Genomic DNA, 15,884 nt, shown 5'->3' on the forward strand with positions numbered 1-15,884 from the left:
GCGCGCGGCCAGCGCGCGCAGCGTGCGCACCTCGGGCGGGGCCGGCACGTCCAGCCTGCGCACGAAGCCGGCGAGCACGGCGACCGCCTCGTCCAGCGGCTCGTCGCGCAGGCTGCGGGTGTCGTCCAGCCGTTCCAGCAACAGCACCCACGCCTGTTCGTCGTGCGCGAGTAACCGGACCGCGCCCACGCCGTCCCAAATGGACAGTGCGAGGGCCTCGTGCGCGCCCTCCTCGTTGGGGCACATCAGTTTGAGCACCGCCCTGGTGCCGTCGGTCCGGCGCACCGGCAGTACGAGCGCGGTGAACCCGTGCCACGGCTCGCCGTCGGGGCGCAGCGCCCAGCGGGCCAGGAACTCCTCGGCGAGCGCGGGCAGCCCGGCAACCCAGCGCCTGGCCGGTTCGCCGAGGCCGTCGGTCAGCCGGTCGGCGAACCGGCGGGGCACGGTGATCGACATGCCGTCAGGGTGGCCTTGGTGACATGAGCGCCGCGTGTGGCCCACCAGCGCCCTAGGGTGAGCCGCAGGTAGCACGTGGTTGGAGGCATGGAGATGCGGTCACCGAGGGACTTCTTCCGCCCGTTGGCGGTCGGCGCGCCGGAGCCGGTCCGGCAGATCCCGTCCCGGCCCTCCCGGATGATCCACTTCTTCGACCCGGGCAACGAGAAGATGGCCGCCAAGGTCCCCGGCATGGTCGGCACGGCCGACGTGTTGCTCGGCAACCTGGAGGACGCGGTCGCCGCCGACCGCAAGGAGGCCGCGCGCGCCGGGCTGGTGCGGATCGGGCGCGAGGTCGACTTCGCCGACACCCAGCTGTGGACCAGGGTCAACAGCCTGGACTCCCCGTGGGTGCTCGACGACCTGATCACCCTGGTCACCGAGATCGGCGACCGGCTGGACGTGATCATGGTGCCCAAGGTCGACGGCCCGGAGGACATCCACTACGTCGACCGGCTGCTGGCCCAACTCGAGGCCCGCGCCGGCCTGGACCGCCCGGTGCTGGTGCACGCGATCCTGGAGACCGCCGCCGGCGTGGCCAGGGTCGAGGAGATCGCGCTGGCGAGCCCGCGGCTGCAGGGCATCTCGCTCGGCCCGGCCGACCTCGCCGCGAGCCGGCGGATGAAGACCACCCGGGTCGGCGGCGGCCATCCCGGTTACCTGGTGCGATCGGATCCGACTGGAGATGACCTGAACGAGGGTCGGGTCACCTATCAGCAGGATCTGTGGCACTACACCGTCGCGCGCATGGTCGACGCCTGCGTCGCGGCCGGCATCCTGCCCTACTACGGCCCGTTCGGCGACATCCGTGACGTCGTCGGCTGCGAGGACCAGTTCCGCAACGCCTACCTGCTCGGCTGTGTCGGCGCGTGGAGCCTGCACCCGGCGCAGATCGCGATCGCCAAGAAGGTCTTCTCGCCGTCACCGGACGAGGTCGCCTGGGCCCGTCGGGTGATCGCCGCGATGGGTGACGGCACCGGCGCGGTCATGCTCGACGGCAAGATGCAGGACGACGCGACGGTCAAGCAGTGCCAGGTGATCGCCTCGCTGGCCGACGACCTGGCCGCCCGCGACCCGGAACTGGCCAGCGCATACCAGGAGACCTACCGGCAGGCGCGCGCGTGAGGCCCCGCCGCTCGGTGCTGTACATGCCGGGAGCCAACGAGCGTGCGCTGGAGAAGGCGCGCACGCTGCCGGCCGACGCGCTGATCCTCGACCTGGAGGACGCGGTCGCCCCGGCCGCCAAGCCGGCCGCCCGCGAGCGGGTCTGTGCCGCGGTCGCCGCCGGCGACTACGGCGACCGCGAGGTCACGATCCGGGTCAACGGCAAGGGCACGCCCTGGCACGCCGACGACCTGGCCGCCGTCGCGGCGGCCGGTCCGGACGCGGTGGTCGTGCCCAAGGTCGACTCGGCGGCCGAGGTGCACGCGATCGAGCGCGCGCTGGCCGCCGCGCCCGACCACACGAAGATCTGGGCGATGATCGAGACCCCGGTCGCGGTGCTGCGCTGCGCGGAGATCGCCGCGGCCAGCGAGCGGCTGACCGTGCTGGTGCTCGGCACCAACGACCTGGCCAAGGAACTGCTCGCCGACCAGGTGCCCGGCCGGGGCCCGCTGCTTGGCCCGCTGTCGATGTGTGTGCTCGCGGCGCGGGCGACCGGCCGGGTGATCCTCGACGGGGTGTACAACGACGTCCGCGACGCCGCCGGGTTCGCCGAGGAATGCCTGCAGGGCAAGCAGTTCGGCTTCGACGGCAAGACACTGGTGCACCCGGACCAGATCGAGCCGTGCAACCGGGTGTTCGCACCGTCCGAACAGGACATCGAGCACGCCGGCCGGGTGATCGCGGCGTTCGACGAGGCGTGCGCCGCCGGTCGCGGGGTGGCCACGGTCGACGGTCGCCTGATCGAGAACCTGCACGTGGACAACGCCCGCCGGGTGCTCGCGCTCGCGGCGGCCGTCGCGAAACTCGGCTGAAAAACTCAGAACAGAGCGTGACCGTCGGGCTCTGGGCGGCGAGCTGTCTCGGTAGCGGAAACACGCGAAGTCCAGGAGAAACTTAAGAACCGGATACGCCCGTTCCGCGATGTCCGAATCACGTTCAGTAGTTTTCGACACGATCCGCCAGTCCGACGTCACAGAGCGTCGAAGGTTGCGGTGATATAACGCACAGATAACGGTCCGCTCTTCCTGCGGAACCCGCTCGCAGGTGAGAGTGTTGGGCATGGGAAAGCACCGAGTGATCAAGGAGGGCCGAAGAGGTCTGTTCGGCCGCGCCACCCGCGACGACGACCTGTTCGAGCGGAGCTTCCAGGCCTGCAACCGCTGCGGTCAGGACGTGTACGTGCTCGCCGACGACTGCCGCGGCTGCGGGACCAGGGTGCAGGTCCGCGTCGGCTGAGCTGGGAACGTGGCCCTGCGCACTTCCCCGACGCGAACGAGCGTTAACCGAGCGATACTGGCCGGCATGGCCCGCCTAGCTCAGACCGCCGGACTGACCGACGTGCAGCAGGAGATCCTCGCGACCGTGCGGGATTTCGTCGACAAGGAGATCATTCCGCACGCCCAGGAACTCGAACACGGCGACGTCTACCCCCAGGACATCGTCGACGGGATGAAGGAGATGGGCCTGTTCGGGCTCACCATCCCGGAGGAGTACGGCGGGCTCGGCGAGTCCCTGCTCACCTACGCGCTGGTGGTCGAGCAGATCGCCCGCGGCTGGATGAGCGTCTCCGGCGTGATCAACACCCACTTCATCGTGGCGCACATGGTCCGCCACCACGGCACCGAGGAGCAGAGGCGCGACCTGCTGCCGAGGATGGCCACCGGTGAGGTGCGCGGCAGCTTCTCGATGTCCGAGCCCGATCTGGGCTCCGACGTCGCGGCGATCAGGACCAGGGCCAGGCGCGACGGCGACGAGTACGTGATCGACGGCGCGAAGATGTGGCTCACCAACGGCGCCAGCTCCAACCTGGTCGCCCTGCTGGTGCGCACCGACGAGGGCGCGAGCAGGCCCCACCAGAATCTGACCGCGTTCCTGGTGTCGAAGCCGACCGGGTTCGGCGAGGTCGCCAAGGGCCTGACCATCCCCGGCAAGATCGACAAAATGGGCTACAAGGGCGTGGACACCACCGAGGCGGTGTTCGACGGCTACCGCGTGCCGGCCAGCGCGGTCCTCGGCCAGACCCCGGGCAAGGGCTTCGCGCAGATGATGGACGGCGTCGAGGTCGGCCGGGTGAACGTGGCCGCCAGGGCCTGCGGCATCGCGATCCGCGCGTTCGAGCTGGCCGTGGACTACGCGCAGAAGCGCAGCACCTTCGGCAAGCCCATCGCCGAGCACCAGGCGATCGCGTTCAAGCTCGCGGAGATGGCGACCAAGGTCGAGGCGGCCCACCTGATGATGGTCAACGCCGCCCGGCTCAAGGACTCCGGCGCCCGCAACGACGTCGAGGCCGGCATGGCCAAGCTGATCGCCTCGGAGTACTGCGCCGAGGTGACCCAGGAGAGCTTCCGCATCCACGGCGGCTACGGCTACTCCAAGGAGTACGAGATCGAGCGCCTGATGCGCGAGGCCCCGTTCCTGTTGATCGGCGAGGGCACCAGCGAGATCCAGAAGACCATCATCAGCCGGGGCCTGCTGCGGGAATATCGATCAAAGGGCTGAGGCTGCGTCTCCCGCCTGTACCGTCTGGCCGATGGATCAACTGACGGCCCCGCAGCAGGAGCGGCTGCGTCGCCTGGTTCGCCGCAGCCCCGCGTTCATCGGCATGCGGATCGAGGTGCAGGAGGACCATGTCGAGGTCCTGCACCCCGAACAGCTCGTGCTCGGCTTCGGATCACTGTCGCTGCTGGTGGCCGACGCCCCGGAGGGGCAGTGGCCGGAGGTGGTCGACCAGTACCTCGAGCGGATCCTGGCGTTGGGGGCCACCGAGCCGCCGGAGCTGTCCGGGCCGACCGAGGAGCTGCTCGGCCGGATCTACGTGCGGCTGATGGAGCACCCCGGCCCGACCTACCAGCTGCCCGACTACGTCGAGGAGCTCGTGCCCGGCCTGGTGACGCAGTTCGCCTTCGACCTGCCCGACGCCATCATGAACCTCACCGACGAGCACGTGGCCCGGCACGGGTTCGATCGGCTGTACGAGGCGGGCATGGAGAACCTGTGCCGGGAGCTGCCGGAGCGCTACCTCGAGGGCGACGACGTCTACGTGCTGCAGGGCTCGGAGTACGTCGGCTCGCTGGTGCTGGTCATCCCGTGGGTGATCGAGGCGTTGACCGGGCTGACCGAGGTGCCCAACGGTGCGCTGGTCGCGATGCCGGCGCGGGACCAGCTGATCTTCCACGTCATCCGCGACCGGGAGCAGACGACCAGGGCGGTCGCCGAGATCGGCCGGATCGCCGGTGAGTGGTACGCCGAGAACCCGTTCGGGATCAGCCCGAGGGTGTACTGGTGGCGACCGTTGCCGGTGGGTGGGCTCGAGTCGGTCGCCCACCACGACGGCGATGATGTGATCACCTATTACTCGAGCGAGTTCGCGGACACGCTCTACGAGGTGGACCGCGAGTGGGAATAGCACCACTGCCGTGCTCTTGGCAGGATGGTGTCAACTGCTGAACGAGGTGAGCAACGGTGACCGGTGCGTTCTCCGGCGCGGGACGAGGGAATCAGAACCTTCCCAAGGTGCCGACGCCGCCGTCTGGGTGGCCGATCGGGTCATACAGCACGTACAAAGAAGCCCACAAGGCGGTCGAGTACCTGGCCGGCAACGAGTTCCCGGTGCAGGAGGTCACCATCGTCGGCGTCGACCTGATGCTGGTCGAGCGGGTGATCGGCCGGCTGAGCTGGCCGAAGGTGCTCGGCACCGGCGCGCTGTCCGGCGCGTGGTTCGGCCTGTTCGTCGGGCTGCTGCTCGGGCTGTTCAACCCGGCGCCGATGTCCTTCGCCCCGATTCTCGTCGGGTTGTCCGCCGGGGTGGTCTTCGGTCTGGTGTTCGCCGCGGTCGGCTATGCCACGACGCGCAGTTCCGGTCGGGAGATCGCCTCGGCCAGCCAGCTCGTCGCCGGCCGGTACGACGTGCTGGTCCAACCGCGCAACGCCGAGAAGGGCCGTGACCTGTTGGCCAAACTGGCCATGCGACCGATGGTCGACTGATTTCCAAGCTGTCTCAAGGCGTTACCACCCTTGTCCGAACCGTTGTACAGCTGGCTTGCGGCTCGTGATCAACAGGCCTAGGTTCAGTGCACCGACGCATCAGGTGTGGCGTTACACACGCGTTCCCGAGGCACGTCGAGGTGCTGGGTAACGGCCGCGCGCTAGGCGGTTCCAGCCTGGGACCTCCCGTGTCGACGGGAGGGAAGGCAGGATTCTGATGGGCAGTACCCGGGCGGGTGGCCGGGGCGCGGTGCGGTGGCGTGCCGTCGCCGCGACCTGTGCCGCGCTCGTCGCCGCACCGACTATCGCGGCCTGTGGGTCCGATGGCGGTAACCAGATCAACGTGTACTACGCGCCAGAAGAGAATTTCCAGAGCGTTATCGACACCTGCAACGAGCAGGCGAACGGGCGCTACGAACTGGTCTACCGAAAACTGCCGCGGGAGGCCGACGGCCAGCGTGAGCAGATGGTCCGCCGGTTGGCCGCGGGCGACACCGACCTGGACATCCTCGGGCTGGACGTGACCTGGGTGCCCGAGTTCGCCGAGGCCAACTGGCTCGAGGAATGGACCGGGGAGAACAAGTCGGACGCCACGGCCGGGGTTTTGGAAGGCCCGCTGGCGACCGCGATGTGGAACGACCGGCTCTACGCGGCGACCAAGAACACCAACGTGCAGTTGCTCTGGTACGACAAGCGGGTCACCCCGCAGCCGCCGGAGACCTGGCGCGAGATGATCGACAAGGCCAAGGAGCTCAAGGCGGCCGGCAAGCCCTACGAGATCCTGTTCACCGGCGCGCAGTACGAGGGCCTGGTGGTCACCTACAACACGCTGGTCGCCTCCGCGGGCGGGCAGATCCTCAGCGACGACGGCTCCGAGGTCGTCATGGACGAGGGCGCGGTCGAGGCGTTGGAGATCCTCAAGGAGGTCGCGAGCTCGGGCATCACCGATCCCTCGCTGACCAACGCGCAGGAACAGCAGGTCCAGCAGGCGTTCGAGGCGCCGGACAGCAACTCCGCGTTCGAGCTCAACTGGCCCTACGTCTACGCGGCCATCGGGGCGGCGAACCCGGAGCGGGCCGAGCACCTCGGCTGGGCGCGCTATCCCGGGGTCGACGGGCCGGCACGGGTGACCGTCGGCGGGTACAACCTCGCGGTCAGCGCCTACTCCGAGCGCAAGCCGGAGGCGTTCGAGGCGGCGTTGTGCCTGCGCAGCCAGGAGTCGCAGAAGTTCTCCGCGATTCGCGACGGGGTGCCGCCGACCATCGAGTCGCTCTACACCGACGAGCGGCCGCTTGACCCGTCGCAGCCGGAGAACGCGGAGACCAACCCGAGCATGGTGACCGCGTACCCGATGCGCGACGTGATCCTGGAGGAGCTCCAGGACGCGGCGGTGCGCCCGCTCACCGTGGTGTACCAGAACCTGTCCACCATCACGTCGAAGGTGCTCTCCCCGCCGGCGGACATCGATCCACCGGCGACGGCCGAGGAACTGCGTGCGGGTCTGCAGAAAGCACTCGAGTCGAAGGGAGTGCTGCCGTGAGCGAGCTTGCGAGCGAACCAATGTCACAGCGTCACCGCGAGCGGCTTCTCCGAGCCTGCGAGGAGGAGTCGTGAGTCACGTTGTGGACAGTCCGCCGGTGGCCGAACCCAAGCGGGGTAAGGAGAAGCCGGTACTGAGCGAGGGCAAGCGGGCCGAGCGCAGACTCGGCTGGCTGCTCTGCGCGCCGGCCGCGTTCGTGATGCTCGCGGTCACCGGCTGGCCGATCATCTACTCGGTGTGGTTGTCGTTGCAGCGCTACGATCTGCGGTTCCCCGACGAGCGCCAGTTCGTCGGGCTGGACAACTACATCGCGGTGCTGTCCGACGGCTACTGGTGGACCGCCTTCGGCGTCACCACGTTGATCACCGTGGTGTCCGTGGTGATCGAGCTGGTGCTCGGCATGCTGCTGGCGCTGGCGATGCACCGCACGCTGGTCGGTCGCGGGTTGATCCGTACGGTTTCCCTTATCCCGTACGGCATCGTGACCGTGGTGGCGGCGTTCTCCTGGTTCTACGCGTGGAACACCGACACCGGCTACCTCGCCGATCTGGTCGGCGCGGAGGCACCGCTGACCCAGCAGATCCCGTCGCTGCTGATCGTCATCCTGGCCGAGGTGTGGAAGACGACGCCGTTCATGGCGCTGTTGCTGATGGCCGGGCTCGCGCTGGTGCCCGACGACCTGCTCAAGGCCGCGTCGATGGACGGCGCCAACGGGTGGCAGCGGTTCACCAAGGTGATCGTGCCGGTGATGAAGCCGGCGATCCTGGTGGCGCTGCTGTTCCGCACGCTGGACGCGTTCCGCATCTTCGACAACATCTTCGTGCTCACCAAGGGCGCGAACGACACGTCGTCGGTGTCGATGCAGACCTACAACAACCTGATCAAGGGGTTGAACCTGGGGATCGGCTCGACGATGTCGGTGCTGATCTTCATCGCGGTGGCCATCATCGCGTTCGTGTTCATCAAGCTCTTCGGTGCCTCCGCGCCCGGTAACGATCCTGGAGGAAAGCGCTGATGGCCGTCATCGGTGGAAGTACCACCAGCCGCAAGGTGCGGTGGACCATTGTGGACATCGCGATCGTCGCCTACGCGTTGATCCCGGTGCTGTGGACGGTCTCGCTGTCGTTCAAGACGGTGGAGGCCCAGACGGACAAGAGCTTCTTCCCGAGCGCGTGGACCTGGCAGAACTACAAGGACATCTTCACCACCAACGAGTTCGTCCGCGCACTGGTCAACTCGATCGGCATCGCGCTGATCGCCACGTTGATCGCGGTGGTGCTCGGCACGATGGCCGCCTACGCGATCGCCAGGCTGGACTTTCCCGGCAAGCAGTTGTTGGTCGGCGCTTCGTTGTTGATCGCGATGTTCCCGCAGGTGTCGCTGGTCTCCCCGCTGTTCGAGATGGAGCGCCAGCTCGGGTTGTTCGACACCTGGCCTGGCCTGATCCTGCCCTACATCACCTTCGCGCTGCCGCTGGCGATCTACACGCTGTCGGCGTTCTTCCGCGAGATCCCGTGGGAGCTGGAGAAAGCGGCCAAGATGGACGGTGCGACGCCGGCGCAGGCGTTCCGCCGGGTCATCGCGCCGCTGGCCGCGCCGGGTGTGTTCACCACCGCGATCCTGGTGTTCATCTTCTGCTGGAACGACTTCCTGTTCGCCATCTCGCTGACCTCGACCGAGGCGTCGCGGACGGTGCCGGCGGCATTGTCGTTCTTCACCGGTGCCTCCCAGTTCGAGGCGCCGACCGGGACGATCTCCGCGGCCGCCGTGGTGATCACCATCCCGATCATCGTGTTCGTGTTGTTCTTCCAGCGCCGCATCGTGGCGGGGCTGACGTCCGGTGCCGTGAAGGGCTAGGTAAATGGCAGAGATCGTCCTTGACAAGGTGACCAAGCGGTACCCAGACGGTGCCCTCGCGGTGTCCGAGGCGGACCTCCAGATCGCGGACGGGGAGTTCATCATCCTCGTCGGACCTTCCGGCTGCGGGAAGTCCACGTTGCTCAACATGATCGCCGGCCTGGAGGACATCTCCTCCGGCGAGCTGCGCATCGACGGTCAGCGGGTGAACGAGAAGGCGCCGAAGGACCGGGACATCGCGATGGTGTTCCAGTCCTACGCGCTCTACCCGCACATGAGCGTGCGGGAGAACATGGCCTTCCCGCTGCGACTGGCCAAAGTGGACGACGCGACGGTGAAGCAGAAGGTCGACGAGGCGGCGCGGATCCTCGACCTGACCCAGCATCTCGACCGCAAGCCGGCGAACCTGTCCGGTGGGCAGCGGCAGCGGGTGGCCATGGGCCGGGCGATCGTGCGTAACCCCAAGGCGTTCCTGATGGACGAACCACTGTCCAACCTGGACGCAAAACTGCGGGTGCAGATGCGCACGTCGGTGTCCAAGCTGCAGAAGCAGTTGGCCACCACCACGGTCTACGTCACGCACGACCAGACCGAGGCGATGACCCTCGGCGACCGGGTCGTGGTGCTGCGTGGCGGTCTGGTGCAACAGATCGGCTCGCCGCAGTTCCTCTACGACAACCCGGTGAACCTGTTCGTCGCCGGCTTCATCGGCTCCCCGGCGATGAACTTCATGTCCGGCACGCTGGAGGAGGGCCAGCTGGCCACCGCGCTCGGCCCGGTGAAGCTGTCCGACCGGGTGCTGCGGCTCGCGGAGCAGGCGAATGCGCCCCGCGAGCTGATCGCCGGCATCCGGCCGGAGCACTTCGAGGACGCGGCGCTGATGGACGCCGCGCACGCGTCCGAGGCCGGCAGCACGTTCACCGCGACGGTGGACGTGCTGGAGTCGATGGGCTCGGACAAGTACGCGTACTTCACCGTGGAGGGCGCGTCCGCGACCAGTAGCGAACTCGACGAGTTGGCCGCCGACGCCGGCACCGCCGACACCGGCGCGTCCGGCTCCCAGCTGGTCACCCGGCTGTCGGCCACCTCGGGCGCACGCGAGGGGGAGCCGCTGGACGTGTGGTTCGACTCGGACAAGGTGCAGCTGTTCGACCCGTCGAACGGCCGCAACCTGACCTACGCCGAGTAGCTCAGCAGGGTCGTCAGGCCGTAGCTGGCGTAGCTGCCCGGAGTCAGGCTGTACAACAACTGCGCGTCCACGAGCTCCTCGAGTGCTTGGGTGACAAGGGGTTGCGGCCATCCGGTCAGCTGCGCCAGCCCGGCCGGCGTCAGCTCGCCGGCCGCTGGCAGGCGCGCCACCAGCGCGGCGGCCGCCTGCTCGGTCTCCTTGCCGCTGCTGGCCAGCTGCTCGACGCTGACCCGCAGGCTCGCCACCACCTCGGACAGCTCGGCGACCCGGTTGCCCGGATCGGCGAGCCGCTCGACCCAGGCACTGAGCGGCCAGTGTGGCCTGGCCGCCGCGCGTGTGGCGAGCACCCGTAGCGCGAGCGGGTTGTGCGCGCACAGCTCCGCCAGCTCGGTGGCCGCCGTTGGCTCGGCGGTCACCTTGCGCGGGTCGGCGATCCGGCCGAGCAGCTCGACGGCTTCGGTGGTGGCCAACGAGTCCACGTGCACATGCACGGTCCCGTCCGGCCCGGCGATCGGCCGTCTGCTGGTCACGATCGCCGCGCATCCCGGTTCGTCGGGGATCACCGGCAGCACCTGGGAGGCGTTGGTCGCGTTGTCCAGCACCACGAGCACCCGCCGCCCCCGCAACCGCGCCCGGAAGGTCCGCACCGCCACACCGGCGTCCCCACCCCACCTGACCGGCTCCGGCTCGCCGAGCAGCGCGGTCAGCACGGCCGACGGGCTCGCCGGGGTCGCGCCCGGCCGGTTGCCGGCGAGATCGACGTACAGCGTCCCGTCCGGGTACCGCTCGCGTTGTTCGGCGGCGAACCGCGCGGCCAGCGTGGACTTCCCGACACCAGCCGGTCCGTGCACGAAGCACACGACCGGGCCTGCGCCAGCGCAGCGCTCCCGCAGCTCGGCGAGCTCGGCCTCCCGGCCGGTGAACGTGGCGATCCGGGGCGGCGGCTCGGCCGGCGGGCGCTCGGCCTGGGGCGGCGCGTTGATCCGGACGAACGGGACCGACAGCGTCAGGTCCTCCCGCAGGATCGACTCCTGCAGCCGGCGTAGCTCCGGTCCGGGCTCGACGCCGAGTTCGTCGACCATCCGGTCGCGGATCCGCTGGTAGTGCGCCAGCGCCTCGGCCGAGCGGCGGCCACGGTAGAGCGCGATCATCAGCTGGCGGCACAGCCGTTCGCGCAGCGGGTAGGTGTTGGTGAGCGCGGTCAGCTCCGGGATGAGCCGGGCGTGCCAGCCAAGCCGCAGGCGCACCTCGAAGCTCTCCTCCAGCGCGCCGAGGTACAGCTCCTCCAGCCGGGGCCCGTGCACCAGTCGCATCGGCACGTCGCCAAGGTCGGCCAGCGGTGTGCCGCGCCAGAGCCGCAGTGCCTCGTCGAACAGCTGGGCGGCGCGGACCGGGTTGGGTGAGGCGACCGTGCGGGCCTGCTCGATCAGCGCGGCGAACCTGGTCGCGTCCACCTGACCGGGTTCGACGGTCAGCCGGTAGCCGGGCGCGACGGTCTCCAGCACCGGCGCCGGCAGGACGCGGCGCAGGCGCTGGACGTAGTTGCGGATGGTGACGTGCGCGGTGTGCGGCGGCTGCGGGCCCCACAGCTGGTCGACGATCGAGTCGACCGACACGGTCTCGCCTGGACGGACCAGGAGCGTGGCGAGGACGGCGCGCTGCATCGGCGCGGTGACCGGGACCAGGCTGCCGGCGTGCCACACCTCGACCGGGCCGAGGATCCGGAAGTCCACCGGGCGCGCTCCTCTCGGGTGTCCGCTCGGCACGCTACCAACCCGCTACCGCGCGGCTACGGCTCCGGTGAGGCGGCCAGCGAGGGTGTCGACAGGTAGTCGTAGCGGGAGGGGATCACGATGGGGCGAAGGGGACTGGTCGTCGGTGTGCTCGCGGTCTGGCTGGCCATGGCCGTGCCGGCACCGGCGGCGGTCGCGGCGCAGCCGCCGGCCGAGGAGGCGGTACAGGGCTCGATGATGTTCGTCCTCGACGCGTCCGGGTCGATGGTCGATCGGCTGCCGGCCGGCGGGACCAAGATGGACGCCGCCAAGGCCGCGATGACCACGCTGGTCGACGGGCTGCCGGTGAACCTCCATGTCGGGCTGGCGGCCTACGGCACGTCGACGGGCGCCTCGCCGGCGGAGAAGGCGGCCGGCTGCCAGGACGTGCGGGTGCTCGCGCCGGTCGGCCGGGCGGACAAGGAGGCGATGCTGGCCCAGATCGCCGGCATCACGCCGCGCGGCTACACGCCGATCGGCCGCTCGCTGGAGGAGGCCGCGGCGGCGCTGCCGGACTCCGGTCCACGGGCGATCGTGCTGGTGTCCGACGGGATCGACACGTGCGCGCCGCCCGCGCCGTGCGAGGTCGCGGCCGAGCTGGCCGGTGCCGGGGTGGAGCTCGCGGTGCACGCGATCGGCTTCCAGGTCGACCCGGCGGCGCGCGAGCAGCTGGAGTGCATCGCCACCGAGACCGGTGGTGAATACCACGACGCGCCGGACGCGGAGGTGCTGGCGGATCTGCTGCCGGAGATCGCCGACCGGGCGTTGCGCCACTACGAGGTGGACGGCGAGTCGGTCGACGGCGCGGCGTCGATGGCCGATGCCGAGTACCTGGTGCCGGGGCAGTACGCCGACGAGATCGAGCGGCGGACGCCGAACTACTACCAGGTGCACGTGCCGGCGGGGGCGACCGGACAGTTCACCGTGGTGCATACCGTGGAGTCTGGTTCGGAGCGGTGGGATTCCGGCGTCGGGCTGCGGTTGCTCGACGGTGCGGAACGGGTGTGCGCGGAGAACGAGGGATTTCGGGAGTTCAGTTATGACGGCCCGGAAACGGCGTCGTTGTCGTGGACGGCGGTCGAGAACTCCCGGTGCGATCCGGCTGGGCCGCATTATCTCGAGGTGACCTGGGACAACCTGCTCACCAACGATTCCGACGATATCGAGTTGTCCGTCGCGGTCGAGCCGGCGGCGTCGGGCGGGGTTGGTTCACCCGCCGAGGAAGCGGTGGAGTTCTCCCCGCCGGATACCGGGCAGGACATCGTGTGGGGTGGTGGGTCGTTCAACGACGCGGCGGCGTTGCCGGGGACCGGCCGCTATCTGGACCGGATTCACTACAGCGAGTACAGCGTGTACAAGGTGTGGTTGGACTGGGGACAGTCGCTGGCCTGTCAGGTCACCTTCGCCGACAGCGCCGAGACGGGGCGGGCGACCGCGGTGACCGAGCTGCGCTCGCCGGCCAGGGCCGGCATGCGTGAGCACTGGTGGCGGTCGACCGACTACACGGGGACGTCGGTGGCCATCGAACCCGTTGCCACGCCGGAGATCTCCTACGCCAACCGGGACGGGAAGTACCCGAGGGCCGCGCACGACGGCTGGTACTACCTGGTCGTCAAGTTGAGTCCGGTGTGGACAGAGGGGACGGCGGTGCCGGACGAGCAGCCGTCGTTCGAGATCGCGCTGACGGTCAGCGGCTCGGATTCCGGTGGGCCGGAGTATGCGCAACTGAGTGTGCCGACCAGTGCGCCGCCATCGGTTTCGTCAACCTGGACACCGTCGGCCACTGTTTCGGCGACGGATATCGGGCTGCTCGCCGCGGATTCGGCGTTCCCGTGGTGGGTGTTGGCCATGGTTGGCGGGGTGGTGCTGTTCGGTGGATTCGTCGTGCTGGTGCTTCGGCGACGGGATGTGTCCCGGGATCGCTGAGCCGGGTAACGAGATTCTGCTGAAGGGCGATGTGTAGTTCGACTTTCAACTGAATTCGTGCTCGGAATGCGAGGAGCCATGTCGCGATATGGCGAGGTCAACCCGGGGGTGGCGGGCAGCCGCCGGCCGGCGCTGATCAGGATGGGGTCGCTGGTGGTCGCGCTGGTGCTGGTGGCGGGTGGTGGGGTGGCCGCGTTCGCCACGGACGACCGGCGGCCGGCGGCGCCGGCGTCGATCCCCCTGCCGCCGCCGTCGCCATCCCCGGTCGAGGCGTCGCCGGCGGCCTGCCTGGCCGACGGCTGCGGCTGAGGGCGCCGCGAACGTCGGACTCGCGTGTCCGGAGCGTTGGACTCGCGGGTTCAGGTGCGGCTGCGGAAGAGGCGGCGTTCGGCGGCGTGGGGGGTGGCGCGGGAGGTGGCCTCGGGGTGGTGGCGGGCCAGCAGGACCACGCCGAGGACGGCGACCAGCGCGCCGGCGACCAGGCCAAGACCGGTGAAGCCGCCCGCGTCGCTGGTCTCGTCCAGCAGGCCGATGGCGATGGCGGTGGCGACCATGGGGCTGAGCACGGTCTGGCAGCCGACCACGATGTCCGGTGGGCCGCTGGCGTAGGCGAGCTGGATGAACCACGAGCCGACGGCGAAGGCCACCACCAGCGCGGTCGCCGACAGCGGGGAGACGCCACCGAAGCCCGCGGTCTGGAACGTGTACGTCACGTCCCTGACCAGGATCGACACCAGACCGTAGGCCGCGCCCGCGCCGGTGGCGAGCATCACGCAGCGGGTGATGCCGCTGCGCAGCGCGCCGATACCGCCGAACAGCACCACCGCGCCCCCCACGATCTGGCAGGCCAGCAGCACCGCCGAGTCGGGGAAGCGCGTCGCGCTCGCCCGCACCGAGGCCAGCGCGACGAACACCGCGACGCCGAGCGTGCTCGCGATGATCGCCACGATGGCCACCTTGTGCAGGCGGACGCCGGACGCGCGGGCGTTGAGCACCGCGACCGCCGGCAGGGCGAGCACCACGATCGGGGCCACGATCGTGACCGGGGCCAGCGCCAGCGCCAGGATCTGCAGCACCGCGCACGAGGACAGCACGGCCACCCCGAGCAGCCACTTGCGGTTGTGCACCAGCCGCCCGATGCCGCGCAGGCCGAGATCCTTGTCCTTGGTCTCGGTGCGCACGGCCCCGTGTTGGAGCTGGGCACCGATCGCGCTGCACAACGCGCCGAGCACGGCGAACGTGATGGCGAGCGCAATCATCAGGTGGCCTCGACTCTCGCTGGCTGCCGGTTCTCCCGTGCGGAGCTGACGGCCACCCGCAGCAGGCGCACCACGAGCGCCATCAGCATCAGCATCTCAAGCCCGAACAGCGCGCGCTGGACGAGACCCGAGACGCCCCGCCCGTCCAGCACACCAGGAATCGTCATGCTGGGGAAGACGTGCCTTGTTCCGGGTGCCACTGGACCCGCCCACCTCTCCCCTGATGGTCGCGCCTGCGTCTGATCGACTGCCTGGTCAACGCGCGCAGCCACCACCAGATTCCCGCACCCGACCTGAGAACGACCTCAGCGCGGCGCTAGCTCTGCCAGATCTGCACCCCGCGGACCAGGTAGGGCGCCGTCGGTACGAACGTGCCGCCGCCGGGGTAGGTGTCGAACTCGCCCTCGGTGGCGCAGTCGCGCCCCTGGTACACGGTGACCGGTCTGGTCGTGCGGTTGGCGAAGGAGCGCCCGTCGACCGTGTCCGGCAGCGGCACGCACTCCCCGGGATTGGTGTTCGCCAGCGTGAACCGGTGTGGGTCGCCGGTGTACCGCTCGCCCGGCCACAGGCAGAACTCGCCGCGCTCACACGGGCTGTCCGTCGCGCTCGCCTGGCCGGGACCGGTGATGATCATCATCGAGACGACGGTGCCGAGCACGGCGAGGCGGCTGCCGATGTTCCTCATTGGACTTCCCCTT

At 69.5% G+C, this 15,884-nt stretch carries 17 protein-coding genes; 12 read left to right on the forward strand and 5 right to left on the reverse strand.

Going from position 1 to position 15,884, the window contains the following annotated elements:
• Positions 1-456 (reverse strand): aminoglycoside phosphotransferase family protein (locus ACYVIP_RS07945; RefSeq protein ID WP_460393646.1); only part of this gene is annotated, 456 nt, incomplete at its 3' end.
• A gap of 93 nt (positions 457-549) precedes the next feature.
• Here ACYVIP_RS07945 and ACYVIP_RS07950 point away from each other — a divergent pair.
• The 10 genes from ACYVIP_RS07950 (at position 550) to ACYVIP_RS07995 (ending at position 10,229) form a co-directional block, all read left to right on the forward strand.
• Positions 550-1,620, forward strand: a complete 1,071-nt coding sequence (locus tag ACYVIP_RS07950) for an HpcH/HpaI aldolase/citrate lyase family protein (protein ID WP_460393730.1) — start codon at positions 550-552, stop codon at positions 1,618-1,620.
• Positions 1,617-2,471: an HpcH/HpaI aldolase/citrate lyase family protein gene (locus ACYVIP_RS07955; RefSeq protein ID WP_460393648.1), complete on the forward strand. Its 855-nt coding sequence runs from the start codon at positions 1,617-1,619 to the stop codon at positions 2,469-2,471. The genes ACYVIP_RS07950 and ACYVIP_RS07955 overlap by 4 nt, the downstream gene beginning before the upstream one ends.
• Before the next feature lie 247 nt (positions 2,472-2,718).
• Positions 2,719-2,895, forward strand: a complete 177-nt coding sequence (locus ACYVIP_RS07960; protein ID WP_460393650.1) for a hypothetical protein — start codon at positions 2,719-2,721, stop codon at positions 2,893-2,895.
• Positions 2,896-2,961: 66 nt separating this feature from the next.
• Positions 2,962-4,158, forward strand: a complete 1,197-nt coding sequence (locus ACYVIP_RS07965; RefSeq protein ID WP_460393652.1) for an acyl-CoA dehydrogenase family protein — start codon at positions 2,962-2,964, stop codon at positions 4,156-4,158.
• Positions 4,159-4,189: 31 nt separating this feature from the next.
• The gene (locus ACYVIP_RS07970; protein ID WP_460393654.1) at positions 4,190-5,065 is read left to right on the forward strand and encodes a DUF1444 domain-containing protein; all 876 of its coding nucleotides are present in this window, start codon (positions 4,190-4,192) and stop codon (positions 5,063-5,065) included.
• A 56-nt stretch (positions 5,066-5,121) separates the two neighbouring features.
• On the forward strand, positions 5,122-5,643 hold the full coding sequence (locus tag ACYVIP_RS07975; protein ID WP_460393656.1) for a YflT domain-containing protein: 522 nt from the start codon (positions 5,122-5,124) through the stop codon (positions 5,641-5,643).
• A gap of 217 nt (positions 5,644-5,860) precedes the next feature.
• On the forward strand, positions 5,861-7,183 hold the full coding sequence (locus ACYVIP_RS07980; protein WP_460393658.1) for an ABC transporter substrate-binding protein: 1,323 nt from the start codon (positions 5,861-5,863) through the stop codon (positions 7,181-7,183).
• Positions 7,184-7,253: 70 nt separating this feature from the next.
• Positions 7,254-8,198, forward strand: coding sequence for a carbohydrate ABC transporter permease (locus tag ACYVIP_RS07985; RefSeq protein ID WP_460393660.1), 945 nt, complete (start codon positions 7,254-7,256; stop codon positions 8,196-8,198).
• Positions 8,198-9,040 (forward strand): carbohydrate ABC transporter permease, encoded by an 843-nt coding sequence (locus tag ACYVIP_RS07990; RefSeq protein ID WP_460393662.1) that lies wholly within the window; start codon positions 8,198-8,200, stop codon positions 9,038-9,040. Before ACYVIP_RS07985 ends, ACYVIP_RS07990 begins: the two co-directional genes overlap by 1 nt.
• 4 nt (positions 9,041-9,044) lie before the next feature.
• Entirely contained in the window at positions 9,045-10,229 is a 1,185-nt protein-coding gene (locus tag ACYVIP_RS07995; protein ID WP_460393664.1) for an ABC transporter ATP-binding protein, read from the forward strand.
• On the opposite strand, the gene ACYVIP_RS08000 is transcribed toward ACYVIP_RS07995, so the two are convergent.
• On the reverse strand, positions 10,217-11,962 hold the full coding sequence (locus ACYVIP_RS08000) for an AfsR/SARP family transcriptional regulator (RefSeq protein ID WP_460393666.1): 1,746 nt from the start codon (positions 11,960-11,962) through the stop codon (positions 10,217-10,219). The two genes, ACYVIP_RS07995 and ACYVIP_RS08000, sit on opposite strands and share 13 nt — an antisense overlap.
• A gap of 120 nt (positions 11,963-12,082) precedes the next feature.
• Here ACYVIP_RS08000 and ACYVIP_RS08005 point away from each other — a divergent pair, with 120 nt between their 5' ends.
• Both ACYVIP_RS08005 and ACYVIP_RS08010 read left to right on the forward strand, forming a co-directional pair.
• Positions 12,083-13,927 (forward strand): vWA domain-containing protein, encoded by a 1,845-nt coding sequence (locus tag ACYVIP_RS08005; protein ID WP_460393668.1) that lies wholly within the window; start codon positions 12,083-12,085, stop codon positions 13,925-13,927.
• A 78-nt stretch (positions 13,928-14,005) separates the two neighbouring features.
• Positions 14,006-14,236: a hypothetical protein gene (locus tag ACYVIP_RS08010; RefSeq protein ID WP_460393670.1), complete on the forward strand. Its 231-nt coding sequence runs from the start codon at positions 14,006-14,008 to the stop codon at positions 14,234-14,236.
• 50 nt (positions 14,237-14,286) lie between these two features.
• Here ACYVIP_RS08010 and ACYVIP_RS08015 read toward each other — a convergent pair whose 3' ends face one another.
• From ACYVIP_RS08015 to ACYVIP_RS08025, 3 genes are all read right to left on the reverse strand, one after another.
• The gene (locus ACYVIP_RS08015) at positions 14,287-15,186 is read right to left on the reverse strand and encodes a DMT family transporter (RefSeq protein WP_460393672.1); all 900 of its coding nucleotides are present in this window, start codon (positions 15,184-15,186) and stop codon (positions 14,287-14,289) included.
• On the reverse strand, positions 15,186-15,353 hold the full coding sequence (locus ACYVIP_RS08020; RefSeq protein WP_460393674.1) for a hypothetical protein: 168 nt from the start codon (positions 15,351-15,353) through the stop codon (positions 15,186-15,188). Before ACYVIP_RS08020 ends, ACYVIP_RS08015 begins: the two co-directional genes overlap by 1 nt.
• A gap of 149 nt (positions 15,354-15,502) precedes the next feature.
• A complete protein-coding gene (locus ACYVIP_RS08025) occupies positions 15,503-15,871 on the reverse strand; it encodes a peptidase inhibitor family I36 protein (protein ID WP_460393676.1) in 369 nt (122 codons plus the stop codon).
• Between the last annotated feature and the right edge of the window lie 13 nt (positions 15,872-15,884).

It is taken from the genome of Actinophytocola sediminis (assembly GCF_054779715.1).

Coding starts and splice junctions, on each gene's coding strand:
- ACYVIP_RS07995 (WP_460393664.1), top strand. CDS start 9,045: ATGGCAGAGATCGTCCTTGACAAGGTGACCAAGCGGTACCCAGACGGT.
- ACYVIP_RS08005 (WP_460393668.1), top strand. CDS start 12,083: ATGGGGCGAAGGGGACTGGTCGTCGGTGTGCTCGCGGTCTGGCTGGCC.
- ACYVIP_RS07990 (WP_460393662.1), top strand. CDS start 8,198: ATGGCCGTCATCGGTGGAAGTACCACCAGCCGCAAGGTGCGGTGGACC.
- ACYVIP_RS08025 (WP_460393676.1), bottom strand. CDS start 15,871: ATGAGGAACATCGGCAGCCGCCTCGCCGTGCTCGGCACCGTCGTCTCG.
- ACYVIP_RS08015 (WP_460393672.1), bottom strand. CDS start 15,186: ATGATTGCGCTCGCCATCACGTTCGCCGTGCTCGGCGCGTTGTGCAGC.
- ACYVIP_RS07950 (WP_460393730.1), top strand. CDS start 550: ATGCGGTCACCGAGGGACTTCTTCCGCCCGTTGGCGGTCGGCGCGCCG.
- ACYVIP_RS07960 (WP_460393650.1), top strand. CDS start 2,719: ATGGGAAAGCACCGAGTGATCAAGGAGGGCCGAAGAGGTCTGTTCGGC.
- ACYVIP_RS08010 (WP_460393670.1), top strand. CDS start 14,006: ATGTCGCGATATGGCGAGGTCAACCCGGGGGTGGCGGGCAGCCGCCGG.
- ACYVIP_RS07980 (WP_460393658.1), top strand. CDS start 5,861: ATGGGCAGTACCCGGGCGGGTGGCCGGGGCGCGGTGCGGTGGCGTGCC.
- ACYVIP_RS07965 (WP_460393652.1), top strand. CDS start 2,962: ATGGCCCGCCTAGCTCAGACCGCCGGACTGACCGACGTGCAGCAGGAG.
- ACYVIP_RS07970 (WP_460393654.1), top strand. CDS start 4,190: ATGGATCAACTGACGGCCCCGCAGCAGGAGCGGCTGCGTCGCCTGGTT.
- ACYVIP_RS08020 (WP_460393674.1), bottom strand. CDS start 15,353: ATGACGATTCCTGGTGTGCTGGACGGGCGGGGCGTCTCGGGTCTCGTC.